The organism is Sphingomonas changbaiensis NBRC 104936 (genome assembly GCF_000974765.1).
In the GTDB taxonomy this organism is placed as follows: domain Bacteria; phylum Pseudomonadota; class Alphaproteobacteria; order Sphingomonadales; family Sphingomonadaceae; genus Sphingomonas_B; species Sphingomonas_B changbaiensis.
The window spans coordinates 38,949-58,552 of record NZ_BBWU01000015.1 but is presented as its reverse complement, the minus strand read 5'-3'; the positions used below and the strand labels follow the sequence as shown (position 1 = coordinate 58,552).

General features: G+C 65.5%; 12 protein-coding genes and 1 tRNA gene. 7 read left to right on the top strand and 6 right to left on the bottom strand.

What is annotated here, in order from left to right; translation table 11 throughout:
• Positions 1–222 precede the first annotated feature (222 nt).
• Complete coding sequence (locus tag SCH01S_RS02885) at positions 223–567, bottom strand: PilZ domain-containing protein (protein ID WP_046347265.1); 345 nt, start codon at positions 565–567, stop codon at positions 223–225.
• A 301-nt stretch (positions 568–868) separates the two neighbouring features.
• On the opposite strand from SCH01S_RS02885, the gene SCH01S_RS02880 reads away from it, so the two are divergent.
• The 3 genes from SCH01S_RS02880 to SCH01S_RS02870 all read left to right on the top strand — a co-directional run bounded on the left by SCH01S_RS02880 (position 869) and on the right by SCH01S_RS02870 (position 4,189).
• Positions 869–1,345: a response regulator gene (locus SCH01S_RS02880; protein WP_052733741.1), complete on the top strand. Its 477-nt coding sequence runs from the start codon at positions 869–871 to the stop codon at positions 1,343–1,345.
• Between the two features lie 74 nt (positions 1,346–1,419).
• Positions 1,420–2,166: a LytTR family DNA-binding domain-containing protein gene (locus SCH01S_RS15675; RefSeq protein ID WP_052733740.1), complete on the top strand. Its 747-nt coding sequence runs from the start codon at positions 1,420–1,422 to the stop codon at positions 2,164–2,166.
• 94 nt (positions 2,167–2,260) lie between these two features.
• Positions 2,261–4,189 carry a TonB-dependent siderophore receptor gene (locus SCH01S_RS02870; protein WP_052733739.1) on the top strand — a complete coding sequence of 643 codons (1,929 nt, stop codon included), beginning with the start codon at positions 2,261–2,263 and terminating at the stop codon, positions 4,187–4,189.
• 32 nt (positions 4,190–4,221) lie between these two features.
• Here the strand turns inward: SCH01S_RS02870 and SCH01S_RS02865 are convergent, their stop codons facing one another.
• Entirely contained in the window at positions 4,222–6,279 is a 2,058-nt protein-coding gene (locus tag SCH01S_RS02865) for an alkaline phosphatase D family protein (protein ID WP_046347264.1), read from the bottom strand.
• A gap of 379 nt (positions 6,280–6,658) precedes the next feature.
• Between SCH01S_RS02865 and SCH01S_RS02860 the strand changes: the two genes are divergently transcribed.
• Positions 6,659–8,071, top strand: coding sequence for a hypothetical protein (locus SCH01S_RS02860; RefSeq protein ID WP_046347263.1), 1,413 nt, complete (start codon positions 6,659–6,661; stop codon positions 8,069–8,071).
• A gap of 173 nt (positions 8,072–8,244) precedes the next feature.
• Here SCH01S_RS02860 and SCH01S_RS02855 read toward each other — a convergent pair.
• Positions 8,245–8,320: transfer RNA gene (locus tag SCH01S_RS02855), tRNA-Thr, on the bottom strand.
• Positions 8,321–8,393: 73 nt separating this feature from the next.
• Here SCH01S_RS02855 and SCH01S_RS02850 point away from each other — a divergent pair.
• The 3 genes from SCH01S_RS02850 (at position 8,394) to SCH01S_RS02840 (ending at position 15,294) form a co-directional block, all read left to right on the top strand.
• Complete coding sequence (locus tag SCH01S_RS02850; protein WP_046347323.1) at positions 8,394–9,263, top strand: oxygenase MpaB family protein; 870 nt, start codon at positions 8,394–8,396, stop codon at positions 9,261–9,263.
• Between the two features lie 86 nt (positions 9,264–9,349).
• Positions 9,350–10,555, top strand: coding sequence for a PAS domain-containing protein (locus SCH01S_RS02845; protein WP_046347262.1), 1,206 nt, complete (start codon positions 9,350–9,352; stop codon positions 10,553–10,555).
• An 89-nt stretch (positions 10,556–10,644) separates the two neighbouring features.
• Entirely contained in the window at positions 10,645–15,294 is a 4,650-nt protein-coding gene (locus tag SCH01S_RS02840; RefSeq protein WP_084689365.1) for an NAD-glutamate dehydrogenase, read from the top strand.
• A gap of 114 nt (positions 15,295–15,408) precedes the next feature.
• On the opposite strand, the gene SCH01S_RS02835 is transcribed toward SCH01S_RS02840, so the two are convergent.
• From SCH01S_RS02835 to SCH01S_RS02825, 3 genes are read right to left on the bottom strand one after another with little or no spacing between them, the layout of a single operon-like run.
• On the bottom strand, positions 15,409–16,461 hold the full coding sequence (locus tag SCH01S_RS02835) for a PepSY-associated TM helix domain-containing protein (RefSeq protein WP_046347261.1): 1,053 nt from the start codon (positions 16,459–16,461) through the stop codon (positions 15,409–15,411).
• A complete protein-coding gene (locus SCH01S_RS02830) occupies positions 16,458–17,135 on the bottom strand; it encodes a Fe2+-dependent dioxygenase (protein WP_046347260.1) in 678 nt (225 codons plus the stop codon). The genes SCH01S_RS02835 and SCH01S_RS02830 overlap by 4 nt, the downstream gene beginning before the upstream one ends.
• 10 nt (positions 17,136–17,145) lie before the next feature.
• On the bottom strand, positions 17,146–19,542 hold the full coding sequence (locus tag SCH01S_RS02825) for a TonB-dependent receptor (protein WP_046347259.1): 2,397 nt from the start codon (positions 19,540–19,542) through the stop codon (positions 17,146–17,148).
• Positions 19,543–19,604 lie beyond the last annotated feature (62 nt).

Here is a 19,604-nt window from a genome sequence, read left to right as displayed (position 1 = left end):
GAACCTGGGATTGCGCAGCATTGACCGCGACTTGCGCTTCCTCCGCTCACATGGATCAGGGCCGCCGCATTTCGTTCGTCGGGTACAGGGAAGCGGATGCCAACAGACGCAGCGCCTAGAGCCTAAAGGCCCGGCACATACGGCATATATTACAGTATGCCGAAACGACTTGATGCAAAAATCTTCGCCGACCGCATGCTCCGCGGCCGGGTGACGCGCGGCTCAGGCCTTGGAGCGGGTCGTAACGAAGGTGCCGTGCGCTTGCTGCAGGCGGCGCACGAAGCCCGGCGCGAGTGGCTGCGTGAACTTGAGGCCGACGTTCATCAGGCGCACCCAGCGCACCTCCGCCTCGACGATGTGTTGCGCGGCGAAGCAGATCTTGACGAACGCGCCGACATCGAGCGGCTCGTCGCACAGGCCGGAAGCGCCGCCGCAAGACAAGTCGCGCAGCCGGATCGAGCCGCCTTTGCCGCTCACCCGGATCTCGAATGGATGGCCGAGGAACGGAATCCGCGGATCGACGCGTTGCGCGCTCGAGGACGCAAAATCGGGTTCGGGCGTTTCCACCCGAGAAGCAGCGCCTGAATGATAGTCGTTGCTCAGCTTCTTCCCTCACGTGCTCGGCAGAACTGCCCTCTCGCCTGTTCCTGCTTGATGAATGAAGGCGTCGTCCTCTTGAACCGGATGAGGCCTCCGGAGCTGAATGCCCCGGATGACCCTCTCCCGGCTGATCGAGACCGATAACAAGGTGCGGTAAAATCCCGGTTAAGCGCGCCGTGCCTTGGAAATTCGAGCCCCAACGGCGACCGGCGGCTTCACTCCGGCCCCGGTAAGGGAAGAGAAACGCATTTCCGGTAAAAGCGCGGCCATGACCAAGCCAAGCTATGACGACATCTCGGATATTCCCGAATCCTGGGATGACGACAGCGGGTCGGTGACGCCGGACCAGCTCAAGGTGCTGATCGTCGACGACGACGAACTGATGCGCCGTCTGGTGCTGCGCGCCCTCACCGCTTTTGGTTTCACCCGGATTCATATCGCCGAGAATGGAGCCGAAGGGCTCGCCGCTGCCGTGCGTGAAACGCCCGATATCATCATATCCGACTACAACATGCCGGAAATGCATGGTCTCGAGCTCGTCGAGGCGATCCGCGGCAACGGCGCGCTGGATCAGACGGTGATCATCATGCTGAGCGCCGCCGACGACCAGGTCGTGATCGAGAACGCGCGCGACCTTGGGGCCGACACGTTCATGGTGAAGCCGTTCGAGCGTGCCGACCTCAAGAACCTGATCGGAACCCTCTACCACCGGTTCAACTGCGCGAAGATCCTGTGGCCGGCGTGACGCTGACGATCGGACGACATCGTTCGGGATAGGACCCGAGTGACAGTCACCGCTTAGCCGATTAAACTCTGCGCATGCTCAGGTTGCGACAGCAACGGCCGCTCACAACCACGCTCGCGTACCCGCTGCATGGGCAGGCGCTGGTCGCGACCATCCTGATCGTGTGGGCCGCAGGGGCTGCCTATTGCCACGGCTATGAGCGGTTGCTGACAGGCGCGCATGAATGGCCCGGCAGCTTCCTGTGGTCAGCGGTAGCGGTGCTTCCCTGGCTTGCGCTGTTCGAATGGAGCAAAACCCCGGCAGGAGAGCGGCTTGGTTCGCGGCCCTGGCAGTTGCTGCTGGCATTGCTGGCGACCGCGGCCGCATCGATCCTGTTGCAGGCCGCCGCCGATGCGATCGCCGGAAACGCCAGCAGGTCCGTCGCGCTCAATCTGCTGCGGCGGCTCCCGCCGCTGGGCGCCGGCGTCGTCCTGATCCTCTGGGCACGAAGCGTGCGATCGGCACGAGCGATGGCCGCGCGGAACGAGGCGGATGCCGGACCGGCGAATCTGGTCCAGATCGCCGGCTCGATCGATTGGATTGCAGCCGCGGACAACTACATCGAGCTGCAAATCGGCCACCGAACCCTGATCCGGCGGATGACCCTGAGTGCCGCGGAGCGTGAGCTGGCGTCGTGCGATTTCGTGCGCATCCATCGCCGCTATCTCGTCAACCGCCGCCGGATCGAGGCGGTTGCGGGCACAAACGGCGATCGCCGGGTGCGCATTGCCGGATCGGAACTGCCCATCGGCCGCCGCTACGCGTCTCGCCTGGACGCATAGGCTCTCGCGTTCATTGACGAGCATGCGCCGGCTATTTCGCCACTTCGCCCCAAAGTAATTCCGCAAGCGTCCGGACAAGGGCCAGCTTCGCCGGATGGCCAGATTCGTTGCAGTACCGCTGGTTGCGTCAGCGCTTGTCCTTGCGTTCCCACCCGGCGCTCTTCGAGCGCAAAGCCGGACCGGCGACAATGCCGTCACCCAGGCCCAGGATGCGTTCGGCTACAGCGTCGGACGCGAAAGCCTGGGAATCTACGACGCCGGCAACGTCCGCGGCTTTTCGCCGACCGATGCCGGCAATCTCCGCATCGACGGACTGTATTTCGCCCCGGTCGTCGGGCTGTCCGGCCTTGTCGTCGATTCCCAATCGATCAAGGTCGGGCTTTCGGCCCAGGGTTATCCTTTCGCCGCGCCGAGCGGCATCGTCGACCAGAGGCTAAGGCGCCCCGCCGACAGGCCCGGCGCATCGGTCCTGCTGAACACCGACAGCTATGGCAGCGCAGGCGTCGAGCTGAACGGCTCGCTGCCGGTCCTTTCATCCCTGTCGCTCGGCGTCGGACTGAATGGCGGGCGAACCCACTTCGCCGACGGCACCAGCAACTATTATCATTCGGAAGCGCTGATCGGCCGATGGCACCCGTCGCCCGGAATCGAGGTGCTGCCCTTCTGGAGCGCATTCACGGACATCGATGACGAAAGCTCCATCGTCTATATCCCGGCGGGACAATTCCTGCCGCCTGAACCGCGGCCGGGACACTATCCCGGTCCACGATGGAACGGGATCAATCGCACCCATTTCAACTTTGGCGTGCTGGCGTCAGCATCCCTTTCGCCGGACTGGCTGCTGCAGGTCGGCCTGTTCCGGTCCCTGCGACATCTGCGCAATGGCTATACTTATCTGATCGCCGACATCGGGCGAGACGGCACCGGCCGCCGGACGATCTTCGCCGATCCGCCGGTGAACAAGAGCGGCAACAGCGGCGAGGTTCGGCTGACGCACACGATTGCCGAAGGAAAGCGGCTGCATACAGCGCATTTCAGCGTGCGCGGACGCACGGCCGAGCGCGATTACGGCGGCGCTGACGAGATCGATATTGGAACGTCGTCCATTTACCAGGACATCGACACGCCCCGTCCGCAATTTCGCTTCGGGGCGCTGTCGCACGACCGCCTGCGCCAGTGGATCTACGGCATCGCTTATGACGGCCGCTGGAAAGGGGTCGGCGAACTGAGCTTCGGCCTGTCGAAGAGCGTCTATCGGAAATCGAGCGTGACGCCGGACCAGAGGATCGTCTCGCGTTGGTCGCCGCTGCTTTACAACGGCACGCTGACGCTACTCCCGTTTCATGGCGTCGCCGTCTATGGCGGCTATTCGCGCGGATTCGAAGAGAGCGGCTCGCCGCCGGCCAATGCGACAAACCGCAACGAGGCATTGCCGGCGATCATCACCCGGCAGACGGACGCAGGCGTCCGCGTCGATGTGACGTCGCGCGTGAAGGCCGTTGCCGGAGTGTTCGAGCTCAGCCGCCCCTATTTCGGATTCGATGAAACCGGCAATTATGTGCCGATCGGCACCACGCGGAACCGAGGGATGGAATTCTCGCTTTCGGGCAATCTGACCGACCGGCTGAGGATCGTTGCCGGCGGAGTGCTGCTCGACGCCAAGGTCCAGGTTCCGCGCGATGCTGCGAGCCGCATCGGCCGCCACCCCGTCGGCATTCCCGCGCATATTTTCAACCTGGACGCGAACTGGGACGTTGCCGCCGTTCGCGGCCTGTCGTTCGACGCCGCACTTTCGCAGAGGGGCCGCACGCCCGCCACGACCGACAACGCGGTCGATGTGCCACCACGGACCCAGCTCGACCTCGGCGGGCGCTACGCATTTTCGATCGGCGGCAACCGAGCGACAGCACGGCTTCAGATCGGCAATCTGTTCGACGCCCGCGGTTTCGGCGTAGCCGGGCCGGGCGCCTATTACCCCAACTCGGCGCGTTCGGCCTCGGCCTATCTCACGATTGATTTGTAACGCACGGGGGACGAGCGCCGGGGCGACCACGGTCAGATCGATAAGTCGGCGTTGCCTTCGATGATGTGCTGCTCCAGCCGCGGCCGCTCGCCAGGCTTCCAAAGGGGCGCCCGGTGCGAAACCCGATAGCGCAGCGGACCGCCATCGGCAGTCTCGGCTCGGGCGATCGGGCGCGGGATGCACACAAACTCCGTGTCGATCGCATCGGGTCCGGCGTTGACGACAGCATAGCCGTGCCCGCCCATGTCGACGAATTCGAGATGGGGCGCGAGATCGGGATTGGTGACGGCGCGCGCGCGATCGATGTCGCCATGCGCGGCATAGTCCAGCGCTGAACGAACGCCGCGCTTGATTGACAGGTTCACGGTCGCCTCTGGCGCGGCGCCCGGCCGCTGCGACACGAACAGCGGCCGCAGGGGATGGTCCTTGAGGCCATATTCCAGCGCTTCGGCCAGGCCGGGAGCCGAAATCGAGCCGGTGATGAAGGTTACGCCCACGGGGTCGAACTTGGCCGGCGGCAGGGCATCCGCGGCGTAGCCCGCCCAAAAACTATGCCGGTCGCCCGATACGGTGACGAAGCCGGTCAGCTGACGATCGCGGACCAGGTCGTAAATCTCCGCACGCTCGCTGCGCGCCGCGCTGAAGTCGCCGCCACCGAACGTCGCATAGGTTTTGCCGGGCCAAGGGCTGGTGAGCCCAGGCGGCAGGTTTTGCGGATCGGTTCGCATGTCCAGCGTACCGTTCGTCGCGCCCCAGATCTTCCACGTCGCGCGCGAGCTGGTCAGCCGTTCCTTCAGCCATTTCTTCTGCTCGCTTCCGAGCACGGTGACGCGCGGCTCATCCTTGCGGAAATTGGGCACCGTCTTGTCGCCCACCGTGATCGCCCCGGGCGGCCGCCCCCCGTTATAGTCCCTGCCCCCGTCCAGAGTCTCGAGCACCTCCTGCGGGAGCATCATCGGGAAATCGGGCAGATCGAACGCCGCGGCCTCGGGCCGGCCGGTCGGGTCCTCCATCCTGTAGCTGTGGAAGTCGGTCAGGATGATCTCGACATGCCGACCATAGCGGAGCGCCCGATAGGCGGTCATGCTGCCAACGGCGGTGCGGTTGTTGGGCTCCGCCCCGAACCCGTCATCATCGAACGTCGTGATCGGCGCCTTGGACACGGCCGGCGGGCCGAATTGATCGAGGCCGGCGCCGGATGCCTTGCGCACACGGGACGGGATATATTCCCACCAGGCCTGGTTGGCGGCGACCCTCAGCGGCTGTGCCGGCTCGACCTTGCCGTCATATTTGATGAAGCTCTGCCAGCCCTGCCACGAGAATTCGTGATTGTCGCCGATACACACGAACGGAAAATGCGCGCGGGCATCCTGCATGTCGGGATCGTCGATATGCGCGCGGTAGACGTGGCGATATCCGTCGAGAGTGGTGGGGACGTGGAAGTTCCGCACCTTCCGCGCGTCCGGCACCCGGCCGAGGTCGTAAACGGTCCGGGAATAGCGATGCGGCACTTCGTCCGGATATTCGACGACCTCGTAAACGAAATCGCCCAGATGAAGCACGAAGCCGAGGCGCTTGTCCGGGGCTGCGCGCTCGTCTTCCCAGATCATGCGACGGTACGCGTTTTGCGCGCCTTCATTAACGCTCTGGCATGACACGAAGGCGAAGCGCACCGGGCGCGGGTCCATGGCGACTGGGGCAGTGATCGTGCGGCCGATCCGGCTGCCCTGCCCGCCGTCATCGGTGAAGCGGTACCAATAGGCCGTCGCCGGCGCGAGGCCGCCAACCAGGACCCGGCACGTCCAATCGGCGGCTGCCAGGACCGGAGCGTGCGTCGCCGCGACAACCTGCCGGAATTCGGGGTCGCGCGCGACTTCCACCCAAAGCCGATTCTGCGTTCCTTGGTCGAACGGGCGGCGCGTCCACAGAATGACGCTGTGTTCGTCGGGGTCGCCCGACGCCACGCCTTGCGGATAAGCCGACCGATCCTCGCGCCACGCGACCCGCGAGGCAGCAGCCTTGCCGGTTCCCGCCCACAGCCCGGCCAAACCAAGGGCCGCCGCATTTGCCAGAAACTCTCGACGGTTCATGAGCCCTCCTCCGAGCGCTCATAGTCTCGATACGTCGGACCTGGTCAAGCTCTCCTGAACGGCACCCGGGTAGCTACGGCAAGCTGGCTGGACATACGCGCATGCCACACGGCCTCCAAAACAGGCGACCGAGTTGTCTCAAAAGGGGTTTCCACGTCCCACCTCCCGGCTTTCACGAGAGGCAAAGCAACCTTGCTAGCTGGCGGAACGAACCGCAATAGCCCTTTGCGGGGCTCGGTTCAAAACGGCTCATCTTGCGAACAGCCTGAAGTGTTTGCGGGATGACAGCGCGGCGGCGTCGCGTGTATAGTGGGTCAAAAGGGGAACAAATATTCGACCGCTTCCCATTTCCAAGAGGGCCATACGCGAAACGATCGACTTGGCCGAAGCCGACTTGCACGGCTGCTTCGAGACCCTTTCCTCAATCATCGGAGGGAAAAAGGACATTGTCGGAGCAGATGTATTGCGCTTCCAGCCCCGCCTGCTGGGAGTCATCGCCAAAGTAGAGGATCGCTACCGTTCGATTAAACAAGAAGAAAAGCGGCTCATTGCGCGCAAATCCAAACTCTCGATAAGCTGGTTTTCGCGCCGAATGGCGAAGTTGGCTCGCTACGCGGATGCACTACTGGAAGTTCTGGCATTATCGAGAGCAATCGGCGACGGTTTCGCCTGGACGTTTTACGAAGGTGACCGTGACCTTATCGCCGAACATCTGAAGCAGCAGCCGCAACTCCTCCTCCCGCCAAAACTGGGGGCGGTTGGGGAGCGGCTCACCTTAGAGAACATGCAAGGCTTGGACGGCAAACTACTTATCTATCATGGCACAACGTCGTTCCTTCGCCTGGGTGACATCACGTTTATTGATCTCGCTACGGCGCGGGTCGCCTGCATAGGCGAAATAAAAACCAGACGTCAGGACGAGAATACGATTCAAATTTCGATGACGCTGATCGCGGGCGATCGGGAATCATTTCCAAAGCCGCCAGCAAATAAGGTTTCGCCGAAGAGAACGCGCTTGGAACCGATGGTTTTAACACCCGCCATGCAATCTAGATTGAAGCGGCAGCGCGATCGGATGGGGGAAGCGGTTTCTCGCGCACGGGCTTCAACCACCACTAGGGTAAATGCGAGGCACAACGGCTTTTATTATGAAGCCTTAGAAGCTGTTGTCGCAAGGAGTCACGCTCGCGGTTTCGAATGGGAGCAAGCTGGAAAGGGGATGCTGCTGGGGGCTCTTCGAATGTCGCAAACGTCTCGACTGTCAGACCGCTATCTTCCGCGTAAGGAAACTCCTGTTAACGAGCTACTCACCGGCGTGGAAAGTAGGGCACTCAGCCTCGTTAAGTCCGATAGTCCTGATAATAGTATGATCGTCGGCAGCATCGGCAGTTCGAAAGATGAACTTCGAGTTTCCTTCGACACCCTACCGTTTGCGCAATGGCCAATCGATACACAGGTCTTAGGCGACATCCTGTTTGGTCGCGTTCTGGTGGTTTCCCTATTTAATCCCGGACATATTTGGAGTGCACTTCGAGAGCGGGGTTTTGAGGTTTCGCTCGATCAGCGCGGGGCTTTCCGCACCGCGAAACGACGGAAAGGCAAAAAGGAAGAGCGCCTCGAACACATTGGCTATTTTACTAATCTGATCCAGCGGTCTCTTATGACCGAAGAAAGCGTGCTCGCTATGATTGATCAGCTTATCGACATGTCCCACGACCAGCTAAAGGCAAAGGGCGAGCCCGTCCGCGTCGAGTTTGCACCTCGCATCGTTCGCTGGGGCCGACGTGGCTGAGCGCTGGACGCGGATTCACTGACGAGCTTCTCATCTCGGAGACAGAGTAGCGTGTTGGGATTAGCCTAGGTTTGCCGCGTTTTCCTGCCCAAAGCGTCCCAAACAGGACCCAAGCGGCCACCCATCCGAAAGCACGTTCGGCAGCAAGTTTCGAGAATGCCTTGTGAAAACCCTGGTGCCGCTTGCAGGACTCGAACCTGCGACCCCCGCATTACGAATGCGATGCTCTACCAACTGAGCTAAAGCGGCTCGGGGCGAGGCGGGCGCTTATCAGCGGGAATCGGCGCTGGCAAGAAGCTGGTTTGCGCTTATCTTCTCGCCCATGTCCGCGCGTTACCCCGATGCCGGTGCCGCTGCCCTGCCGTTCGCCCGGCTGTTGAAGCGGCGGATCGCGTCGGAAGTCGTGTCGATCTTCAACGATCGCGCGACAGGGCAGACGCCGGTCGTGCGGCGGCCGGACGGGCTGTTCGGGCCCGGATCGGTGGTGTGGCGGGTGCATGGCGACGTGACCGCGATGATGGTCGGCGGCATCTCCGGCCTGCTGCTGCAGATGTTGCATCCGGCGGTGCTTGCCGGGGTCTGGGATCATTCAAACTTCCGGCAGGACATGCTTGGCCGCCTCCGCCGCACCGCGCGGTTCATCGCGCTGACCAGTTATGGCGCGCGCGACGAAGCGGACGGGGCGATCGCCCGCGTCCGCGCGATCCACGCGCACGTATCGGGCACCCTGCCCGACGGCACGCCCTATCGCGCCGACGATCCGCGCCTGCTCGCCTGGGTGCACGTGACGGAGGCGGTCAGCTGCCTGGCCGGCTGGCGGCGCTATGCCGAGCCGCGAATGAGCGGCGCCGACCGCGACCGCTATTTCGCCGAAATGGCGCAGATCGGCGGAGCGCTGGGGGCCGATCCGGTGCCGCGCAGCCAGCTCGAGGCGCAGCGGCTGATCGAGGCAATGCGCCCGGAGCTGATCGCCGACGGGCGCACCCGCGAGGTGGCCGCGCTGGTGCTCGGCACACGCGCGCACAAGCCCAGCGCCGAGCCGCTCCACAAGCTGACGATGCAGGCCGCCATCGACCTGCTGCCGGACTGGGCGCGGCGGATGCACGGCCTTGCCGGACCCGGCCCGCTGACGCCGCTGGTCCGCGCCGGCACCACCGGCGTCGCGCGGACGCTGCGCTGGGCGTTTGCCTAGGGTGTGTACTCGATACACACCCTGGGGTCTTTTACGCGCCGTTAACCGTCATTGCCGCACACCATGTCGGGCAAAAGGGCACGGCGATGGACAGCGCATACGACTTCAACCGCGATGAAGACGAGGACGACTTCGCCGGCGAATTCCTGCCCCCGGTGATCGGCGGGAGCGAGCGGCGGATGCATGTCCGCGCCTATGAATATTGGACGTCGCTGCTGAACGGCCGCGCCTGCCCGTCGATCCACGATCTCGATCCGGCCAGCATTTCCGATTTCGGCCCGCATAGCGTGCTGCTTGATTTCAGCCGTGAGCTCGACAATCCGACCGTCACCTATCTCGGCCGCGCGCTGCGGGAAGAATGCGACATGCTCTACGGCATCCGCACGGTCGCCGACGTGCCGGCGCGCTCGCTCGTGTCCCGGCTGACCGATCCGTGCATGCAGATCATCGCCAACCGGGCGCCGATCGGGTTCGAGGCGGAGTTCACCAATCACCGCGGCTTGCCGACGCTCTATCGCGGCATCCTGATGCCGTTCTCGTCGGACGGCGACACGATCGACTATGTCTATGGCGTCATCAACTGGAAGCATGCCGCCCCCGATGCGCTCAGCGACGAACTCGAACGCGAAGTGGCGGGCGCGCTCGGCGCTGCCCCCTCCCCGCCCGAAGCGGCACCGGTCTGGCCGGAGGCGGAGCGGCAGCCTGAGACCCATTTGCTTCACCACTGGCTCGCCGCCGCGCGCCTGAGCGCCGAAGGCGCCGAGCAGTCGGAAGGCCGCGCCCATTCCGCCCTCTATGCGGCGATCGGCCGCGCCTATGATTTCGCGCTGGCGGCGGATGAGCAGCCCGAGGCTTATGCCGCGTTGCTGGAAGCCGAAGGCGTGACCGCGCAGGCACGCGCACCGATGACGCCGATCGTGAAGCTCGTGTTCGGCGCCGCATACGACAAGACCAGGTTGACTGAATATGCGGCCGCTCTCAGCCATGCCCGTCGCGAAGGGATCGCGCGCGGCAACTTCGCTGACTATCTCAACGGCTTCGAAGGCGGACTGAAGGCCGTGGTTCGCGTCGAGCGGGCGCTCCGCGCGCCGGCCTCGAAGCCGAATCGCGCCGAACAGGCCCGCACGACGCTCCGGGCCGTCCCGGCCAAGGCCGAAGTCGATTTCGAGTGCGGCGACGACGAGTTTGTGATCCTGGTCGCCCGGCGCACGGCCACGGGTCGTCTCGCTCTGCTTGCGCCCGTCACCGACGCATCTCTTATCGACAAAGCGCTCTGCAAAGCCGCCGCCTGACCTTGCGGGGTTGAGATAGTCGTCGGCCCGGCGCATAGCGCCTGCCATCAGGCCCGCTTTCGACGGGCTCACATCGCAGGCGGAGTTACATGGCGACGGCCACGCGCGACCGGCAGGAAACGCCGGATCAACAGCTTATCACCGATATCATGCATGCCCTGGTGAAGGGCGCCCTGCCCGGCGAGCTCGATGGCTTTGACGACGAAGCCCGGGCCGAGGCCGCGCGGTTCCTGGCGGAAGCGGCGGCGCAGCGATCGCCCGGCACGCCTTCGGTCAGGCTGGAATCGGTGGGCCATGGCCGCCGCTTCATGCGGCTGGCGATCGTCAACGACGACATGCCGTTCCTGGTCGATTCGGTCGCTGGCACCGTGACGGCGCACGAATTGTCGATCGACCGCGTGCTTCACCCCGTGCTGCGCGTTCGCCGCGACGATGCCGGCAAGCTGCTGGGCCTGGTCGAAGGCGACGAGAGCGGCCGTCGCGAATCGATGATCTACATGGAAGTCGAACGCGCCGACGCAAAGCTGCGCCGGACGCTGTGCGACGAGATCGAGGCAGCGCTCGCCGATGTCCGCGCCGCCGTCCAGGACTGGCCGGCCATGCAGCAGGCGATGAAGGCCGATGCCGACCGCATGGAGGATGGCGAGGGCGCGGCGCTGCTGCGCTGGTTCCTCGACTATCATTTCACCCAGCTTGGCCACGAAGTGCGCGACCGCGCCAATGCCAAGTCGGATGCGCTCGGGATCTCCAGGACGGGCGCGCACAAATATCTGCTCGCCCAGGCTTCGCTGATGCGCGCGTTCGACTATTTCGAAAATGGCGGCGAGGCGCCGTTGCTGATCAAGTCGAACCTGATCGCGACCGTTCATCGCCGCGCGCCGCTGGACCTGATCCTGCTGCCCCGCCGCGAGGGCGGCAAGATCGTCGCGATGTCGATCCATGCCGGGCTCTGGACCAGCGCCGCGCTGGCGACTCCGCCGAACAAGATTCCGATCCTTCGCGCCCGTCTTGCGGCGCTGCAGGAAAAATACGGCTTCGATCCGGCCGGTCACGCCGGCAAGGCGCTGGCGCATGCGCTGGCGACACTGCCGCATGATCTGCTGATCGCCTTCACCCCGGCCGATCTGGAACGGCTGGCGCTCAACTTCATGTCGCTCTCCGACCGGCCGCGTCCCAAGCTGGTGACGGTAGCGGGGGCGCTGGATCGCCACGTGTTCGCCTTTGTCTGGCTGCCGCGCGAGGAGCTGACCACCGCGCGACGGGTAACGATCGGCCGCATGCTCGCCGATTCGGCCGACGCGAAGATCCTGAACTGGGGCATCGCGCTCGAAAGCGGCGACCTCGCCCTCATTCGCTACACGCTGGATATTCGTCAGGGCCGGCTTCCCGATGCCGAGGCGCTCGACAAACGGATCGGCGAAATGGTGCGCGGCTGGGCGCCGGCCATCGAGGCGACTCTGGCCGAGCATGTCGACAGCGGCCGTGCGGCGCGGCTGCGGCTCAAATATGCGAACCACTTCCCGGCCTATTACCGCGGCCGCTACACTCCCGCCGAAGCGGCTCTGGACGTGCTGCGGCTGGCGGAGCTGGAAGCTCCGGGCGCACGCGCTGTCCGCCTGCACCGGCTCGATCGGGACGGACCGCGCCAGCTGCGGCTGAAGATCTTCAATGTCGGCGGAATGGTGCCGCTTTCCTCGGCCGTCCCGGCGCTGGAGAATTTCGGCTTCCGCGTGATGGAGGAAGTGCCCGCGACACTCGACGAAGGCCTGGGCGATATCTCCGATTTCCTGCTGGAGCTGGACGAAGGCCAGGTTCCGGACACGCTGCTGGCCCGCGCGGACGTGATCGAGCCGGCAATCGCCGCCGTGCTGTCGGGTGCGGCAGAGAATGATCAGTTCAACCGCCTGGTCGTCACCAACTCGATGCAGCCGCACGAGGCGGTGCTGTTCCGGGCCTGGTTCCGCTATCTGCGCCAGACCGGCCTGTCCTACGGCTTGCAGACGGTGGTCGACGCGCTGCGCCGCGCGCCCGCCGTCGCCCGCGGCATCATCGACCTGTTCGATGCACGCCATAACCCCGAAAATTGCTTCGAGGGCGCGGCCGACGCGGCGCTGGCCTGCATCGACACCGGACTGGCCGGCGTGCAGGCGGCGGACGACGATCGCATCCTGCGGATGATCCGCGGCGTCGTCGCCGCGACGCTGCGGACCAATGCCTACTCGCCTGCCGCGGCCGAAGCTCTGGCGTTCAAGCTGGACAGCCATCAGGTGCCGGGCCTGCCGGCCCCGGTGCCGTGGCGCGAGATCTGGGTCTATTCGCCCCGGGTCGAGGGCATCCACCTGCGTGCCGGTCCGGTTGCCCGCGGCGGGCTGCGCTGGTCCGACCGGCGCGACGATTTCCGCACCGAGATCCTGGGCCTGATGAAGGCGCAGCGCGTGAAGAACGCCGTCATCGTACCGACCGGCGCGAAGGGCGGCTTCTTCCCGAAGCATCTGCCGAGCGCTGCCACGAACCGCGACGCCTGGCTGGCGGAAGGCACGGAATCCTACCGCATCTTCATCCGCTCGCTGCTTTCGGTCACCGACAATATCGTCGCCGGCAAGGTGGTGCATCCCGAGCAGGTGGTCGCGCGCGACGGCGACGATCCGTATTTCGTGGTCGCCGCCGACAAGGGCACGGCGACCTTCTCCGATGTCGCCAACGCGATCGCGCTTGAGCGAAACTTCTGGCTCGGCGACGCCTTCGCGTCGGGCGGCAGCTATGGTTACGACCACAAGGCAATGGGCATCACCGCCAAGGGCGCCTGGGTCTCGGTCCAGCGCCACTTCGCGGAAATGGGCGTCGACGTCCAGACCGACACGATCCGCGTCGTCGGTTGTGGCGACATGTCGGGCGACGTGTTCGGCAACGGCATGCTGCTGTCGAAGGCGCTGAAGCTGGTCGCTGCATTCGACCACCGTCATATCTTCATCGATCCCGATCCCGATCCGGCGGCGAGCTGGGAGGAACGCAACCGCCTGTTCAACCTGCCCCGCTCAAGCTGGGCGGATTATGACGAGAAGCTGATCTCGAAGGGCGGCGGCGTGTTCCCGCGCACCGCGAAGACGATTTCGCTGTCGGCCGAGGCTCAGGAAGCGCTCGGCATCAGCGAGGACTCCCTTGAACCCGCCGCGTTGATCTCGGCAATCCTGAAGAGCCCGGCCGACCTGATCTGGTTCGGCGGCATCGGCACTTATGTGAAGGCGCGCGCGGAATCGAACCAGGAGGTCGGCGATCCCGCCAACGATGCGCTCCGCGTCAATGGCGAGGAGCTTCGTGCCCGCGTCGTCGGCGAGGGCGCAAACCTCGGCGTCACGCAAGCCGGTCGCATCGCCTTCGCGGCGCATGGCGGGCGGATCAATACCGACTTCATCGACAATTCGGCCGGCGTCGATTGCTCGGACAACGAGGTCAACATCAAGATCGCGCTGAACCGCGAGATGAACGAAGGCCGGCTGGCGTTCGACGATCGGAACGCGCTACTCGCCCGGATGACCGATGACGTCGCCGAACTGGTGCTCGACGACAATCGGCACCAGACGCTTGCGCTGTCGATCGCGGAAAGCAGCGCGACGGATGAGCTCCCCGCCTATGTCCGACTGATCGAGACATTCGAGGCGGCAGGCAGGCTCGACCGCGCGGTCGAAGGCCTGGCCGCGAACGACGAGCTGCTGCGCCGCGCGCAGGAGGGACGCGGGCTGACCCGGCCGGAACTGGCCGTGCTGATCTCGACCGCCAAGCTGTCGCTGCAGGACGCGATCGAAACCGCGCGTCTGGGCGACGACCCGAGCCTCGTGCCTGATCTCCTTGCCGCCTTCCCGCCTGAAATGCGGGAGAAGTACGCGCGGGCGATCGAGCAGCACCAGCTGCGTGGTGAAATCCTGGCAACCAAGATCGCCAACCGCCTGGTCAACCGACTGGGCGTGATCCACCCGTTCGAGCTGGCCGAGGAGGAAGGCGCAGCGCTCGGCGATTTGGCCGCGACCTTCGTCGCTGCGGCTCGTCTCTATGGCCTCCGCGACCTGTGGGACGCGATCGATGTCGCACCGATGAGCGAGGCCGCGCGCATCACATTGCTCGACGCCCTTTCCGTCGGAGTCCGGGCGCAGATGGCAGACCTGCTGCGCTCCGCTGAGCCCGGCACGCTTCCCGGCGAGCTGGTCGCGCGGCTCGGTCCCGGCATCGCCCGTCTGGAGGCCAATCTCGAGGGCTTGCTCGAAGAGGAAGCTCAGGCCTCGTCGGCGGCGCTCACGCAGCGCCTCATCGACGCCGGCGCTCCCGCCGAGCTCGTCCGCCGCGTCGCCCAGCTCTACGAAATGGACGGCGCCGTTGGCCTCGCCACGCTGGGCGTCGAGACGAAGACCGATGAAGTCGTGCTCACCCGCGCCTTCACGAGCCTGGGCGAAGCGCTCGGTCTCGACTGGGCCCAGGCGACCGCCAATCGCCTCAGCCCCAGCGATCCGTGGGAGCGGCTGCTGGCGGCGGGCCTCGCGCGCGATTTCCAGCAGATGCGCCTGGAGTTCCTCGCCCGTGCCGACGCCAAGGACCCGCAGGCCTATGCCAATGACTGGCTCGAGCGTCAGGCGAACCGCGTCGCTCAGTTCCGTGACCTGATCCATCGCGCCCGCGCGACCACATCGCCGAACGCGGCGATGCTGGCCCAGATCGCGGGCCAGGCCCGAGTGCTGCTGGGACGCTAAACCCTCTCCCGTCAGGGGAGTGGGCGACTCAGGCCTGCGGGCCTGAGCGGGGAGAGGGTGCTGTGGTACACGGCCAACCACCCTCTCCCAGCTCCCTCAAGAGACAGGAACGCCCTACTCCGCCGGCGCCAGCTTCCGCACCGGCCGCTTGCGCCATTTCCGGCTGCCGACCCACATCGTCGCGCCGGTCACCGCCAGCACCGCGGGGATCAGCCCGCCGAGGAAGATTGCGACCTGCCACACCGGGCCCATGCCGGTGCCGTCGTGCCAGCGGCGCATTGTGCGCGCGAGCGTCTCCGGCTGCGGCGCGCGGGTCGTCACCGCGCCGCTCGCGTCCGCGACCTCGGCGTCGCCCTGCACCAGCGTCACTTTCCAAGCCGGGCTCTTGTCCGTCGGCCAGGTGATCGCAATCGGCTGCCCGCCCACGCCGCGCACAATCTCGTCGACCCGCTGCACCGGTTCGGCGAGCGGCACCGCCGGCGCCGGGCGCTGCCCCGCCCTTTCGCCGACAATCGATCCGAAGAAGGCCGGAAAGCTGATCCAGGCGCCGGTCAGGCTCAGCATGGCGAGCGGAATGCAGATCCAGAAGCCCAGCTGGTGGTGCAGGTTGGCATCGAATTGCGGCCGGCGCTTCCAGCGAAAACCGCGCCGGACGCTGCCGGTCAGCGGCCACCAGAGCCACAGGCCGGTCAGGGACGAGGTCAGCATCGCGACGCCGATCCAGCCGACGATCTGCCGCCCCATGCCCGGCACCAGCAGGCTGCCGTGCAGCCGATGCAGTACCCGCACCGCGCCTTCGTTCGATCCGGCCTTGTCGAGCACGCGCGCGGTCGCGCCACCCAAATAGATGTTGGTCCGCTGCGGCGGCCCCACCCTGGCCGACACCGCGCCGATCACGACAGGTCCCTCGCCTCCCTCCGGATAGCGCAGCGACGCGATCCGCTCGCCCGGCGCCAGCACGGCTTGGGCGGCCGCCACATAGCGGCTGGGCGGCAGCGTCGCGGGCCCGCTGACGGCGTAGCGCTGCGGGTTGACCTGCGCGTCCAGCCAGTCGTGCCACACCAGCGCCGATCCGCTCAGGCTCAGCGGGATGATGAGAAGGCCAAGCAGCAGTCCGGCCCATTTGTGCACGCTGAACCAAATGTTGCGAAGCTCGACCTTGCTCAACTGTTTGCCCACCGTCTCAAGAGATTGTGATACACGCCGGTCAGCTGGACGATCGCGGCATCGCCCTGCCCCACCCTGGCGCCGAGCGCTTGGATCGCCCCGTCCAGCTCGAACAGGGTGCGCCGCGCGGCATCGTCGCGGACCATGCTTTCGATCCAGAAGAAGCTCGCGGTGCGCACTCCCCGCGTGACCGGCTCGACGCGGTGCTGGCTGGACGACGGATAGAGCACCAGATGCCCGGCCGGCAGCTTGACGCTGTGCGTCCCGAACGCATCCTCGATCACCAGCTCGCCGCCGTCATAGGCCTGCGGGTCTTCGAGGAAGAGCGTCGCCGATAAGTCCGCGCGCATCCGGAAATCGCCCTTGATGCGGATCGCATTGTCGATGTGCGTGCCGAACGCCTGGCCGCCGGCATAGCGGTTGAACATCGGCGGCAGCACCTTGGCGGGCAGCGCAGCGGCAATGAACAAGGCCGTGCGGCCGAGCGCGTCGAGCACGATCCCGCCTGCCTGACGCGCAGCGGCGCTGTCGTCGGGCAGTTGCTCGTTGCGCTTGGCGAGCGCCGCCTGCCGGCCGGAGCTGACATTGCCGTCGACCCATTCCGCCGCGTCAATAATCGCGCGCACCCGCGCAACCTGTTCGGCGTTCAGCACATCGGGGATCGCGATCATCATGGGCCGCAGCCTAGAAGCTATAGATCAGGCTGAACACCGCCGAGCGCGTCTCGCCCGGTGCCGCCCAGCCGCCGGTGATCACGCCCGAACTGGCGTTCACATTGTTGCGGATCGACGTGAAATAATGCTCGTTGGTCACGTTCTGCACGTTCAGCTGCGCCGTCAGGCCCGGCACGACCGGGTAAGCGACATACAGCCGGTGCACCAGGTAATCGTCCGACCGGTATTGGGTCCGCTGCAGCAGCGTTCGCTGGTTGAGCGCGAAGCTGCCCTGGTAGGTGAAGCCGTAGCCGAGCTCGAGCCCGAACGGAAAACGATAGCTGGTGAACAGGCTGCCGGAATGCTTCGGCGTCTGGACCAGCTCGTCGCCGCGCTGCGGATCGCGAATTGCGGCGCTGTTGCTGCAATCCCTGCCGGGATTGGCAAGGCAGGAGTCGGACACGCTCTGCAGCACCTTGCTGTCGAGATAGGTATAGTTGGCGAACACCGTCCAACCCTCCGCGATCGTGCCGGTCAGGCCCAGCGCGACGCCGTCCACGCGCGACCGTCCGTCGAGTACCTGCAAGCCCGCCGGCAGCGCCGGATCGTTGGAAGGCACGCGGAAGTTCGTGCGTTCGTTGCGGAACAGCGCCGCGGTCGCTTGCAGGCCGGCGAACAGGTCCGCCTTCACGCCGATTTCGTAATTCCGCGCCTTTTCCGGCGCGACGTCGCAGAAATTAACGAAGGTATCGCCCCGTCCACTGGTGCAGCCGAGCCGCACGGTTGCTGAGGAGGGCGTCTTCGAGTTGCCGAATGAGGCGTAGAGGCTGACCGTCTCGACCGGCTTGAACACGGCGCCGACGCGGTACGAAAAGAGATTCTCATTGCTGTGCTGCACAGCCAGCTCGTCCGCGGCCGGCACCCGCTCGCCCGGCGCGTAGAAAGGCAGCGGGATCGGTCGGAACTGCGCCCGGTTCTGCTCGTACCGCACGGCACCGTTCAGCTCGAATTTCCCGATCTCGAGATTGTCGAACAGATACACCGCCCGGTTTCGCGTCTCGCTTTTCGAGTGCGCGGTCACAGTGAAATTGATCGGCCCGTCATAGACGGTCACCGGGTCGACGATGCGCTCGATCCGCAGCGGCGCGGCGGAGCCGTCGGCGAGCCGCGGCAGCGACGCCGTCTCGATCCGGTAATCCTCCCAGGTGAAGGACGCGCCGGCGACCAGCGTATTCCGCACCCCGCCCTTCTCGCCTGTTACCCAGCGCAGGTCGGTCTGGTTGTAAAGCAGCTGGTTGTCCTGGTCGCGCACCAGCCCGCGCGGGCCGGACGGCTGCCAGAAGCCCGGCGCGAGCCCCGTGGGGCACGGCGCGCCAACCGGATCGTCGGCACCGGCGGAGACCGGCTGCCGCCCGGTTTCGGCAAGGCAGAAGGTCCCCTGCGGCGCACTGGTCTGGCTGTACTGGGCGACCCGTTGCCAGCGCGTCAGGTTGCGCACCTCCGCACCGCCGCCGAAATCATGCCGGAAGATCGCCGTCAGCCGGTCGACCGTGATGTCCTGCCGGTCGAGGTTGCGATAGCCATAATAGTCTGTCGGGCTGGTCCCCGGCAGCGAGCCGTCGTTCAGCTGGTTCTTGAAATAGGGAACGCCATAGATCGGCGTATTGTCGTCCTTCTGGTGCAGATAGGCGAGCGTCAGGCTGGTCGGGCCGCCGATGCCCAGCGTCACCGATGGCGCAATGCCCCAGCGCTTGTAGCGTTCCACATCGCGGCCGGGCACGTGATTGCGATGGATCGTTGCGTTCAGCCGCACCGCGATCAGGTCGCTTGCGCGCCAGTTCGCGTCGACGGTGCCCCTGTAATAATCGTCGCTGCCGACGCTGCCCTGGACGATCGTCAGGTCATCGGGCTGGGGCAGCTTCGATATCAGGTTGATCGTGCCGCCGACGGATCCGGAGCCGTTGAACACCGAGTTGGCGCCGTTGAACACCTCGATCTGCTGAAGGTTGAACGGATCGGTGCGGCTGTACTGCGCACTGTCGCGAACGCCGTCCTGGGTCAGGTCGTTGTTGGCCGAAAAGCCGCGCAGGTTAATGCTGTCGCCATAGCCGCCGCCGCCTTCGCCCGCCCCGAACGTGATGCCCGGGATCGTCGCCAGCGCATCGCGCAACGTCAGCAAATTCTGCTTGCGCAGCACCTGGTCGCTGATGACGGTCACCGTCTGCGGCGTGTCGAGCAGAGGCGCGACCGACTTGGGGCTTTCGAGGTCCCGGCCCTGCTGCCCGGTGACGACAATCGCCTGCATATCCGCATCGGCCAGCATCGTCGCGTCGGCCCCTTCCGCGGCGCACGCCGGTGCGGTCGCGAGGAACCCGATGCAGCCCAAAGCCAGATAAGCGCCGCTCGCAGCGACCGCAGACACACGCATTCAACGAACCCCTTTTTGCTCTGGGGTCCGCTATTGCTAATCATTCTCATTAGTGTCAACCC

Excerpts from the sequence above, each read along its gene's own strand:
- SCH01S_RS02880 (WP_052733741.1), top strand. The coding sequence starts at position 869 with ATGACCAAGCCAAGCTATGACGACATCTCGGATATTCCCGAATCCTGG.
- SCH01S_RS15675 (WP_052733740.1), top strand. The coding sequence starts at position 1,420 with ATGCTCAGGTTGCGACAGCAACGGCCGCTCACAACCACGCTCGCGTAC.
- SCH01S_RS02870 (WP_052733739.1), top strand. The coding sequence starts at position 2,261 with ATGGCCAGATTCGTTGCAGTACCGCTGGTTGCGTCAGCGCTTGTCCTT.
- SCH01S_RS02865 (WP_046347264.1), bottom strand. The coding sequence starts at position 6,279 with ATGAACCGTCGAGAGTTTCTGGCAAATGCGGCGGCCCTTGGTTTGGCC.
- SCH01S_RS02850 (WP_046347323.1), top strand. The coding sequence starts at position 8,394 with ATGTCCGCGCGTTACCCCGATGCCGGTGCCGCTGCCCTGCCGTTCGCC.
- SCH01S_RS02845 (WP_046347262.1), top strand. The coding sequence starts at position 9,350 with ATGGACAGCGCATACGACTTCAACCGCGATGAAGACGAGGACGACTTC.
- SCH01S_RS02840 (WP_084689365.1), top strand. The coding sequence starts at position 10,645 with ATGGCGACGGCCACGCGCGACCGGCAGGAAACGCCGGATCAACAGCTT.
- SCH01S_RS02830 (WP_046347260.1), bottom strand. The coding sequence starts at position 17,135 with ATGATGATCGCGATCCCCGATGTGCTGAACGCCGAACAGGTTGCGCGG.
- SCH01S_RS02825 (WP_046347259.1), bottom strand. The coding sequence starts at position 19,542 with ATGCGTGTGTCTGCGGTCGCTGCGAGCGGCGCTTATCTGGCTTTGGGC.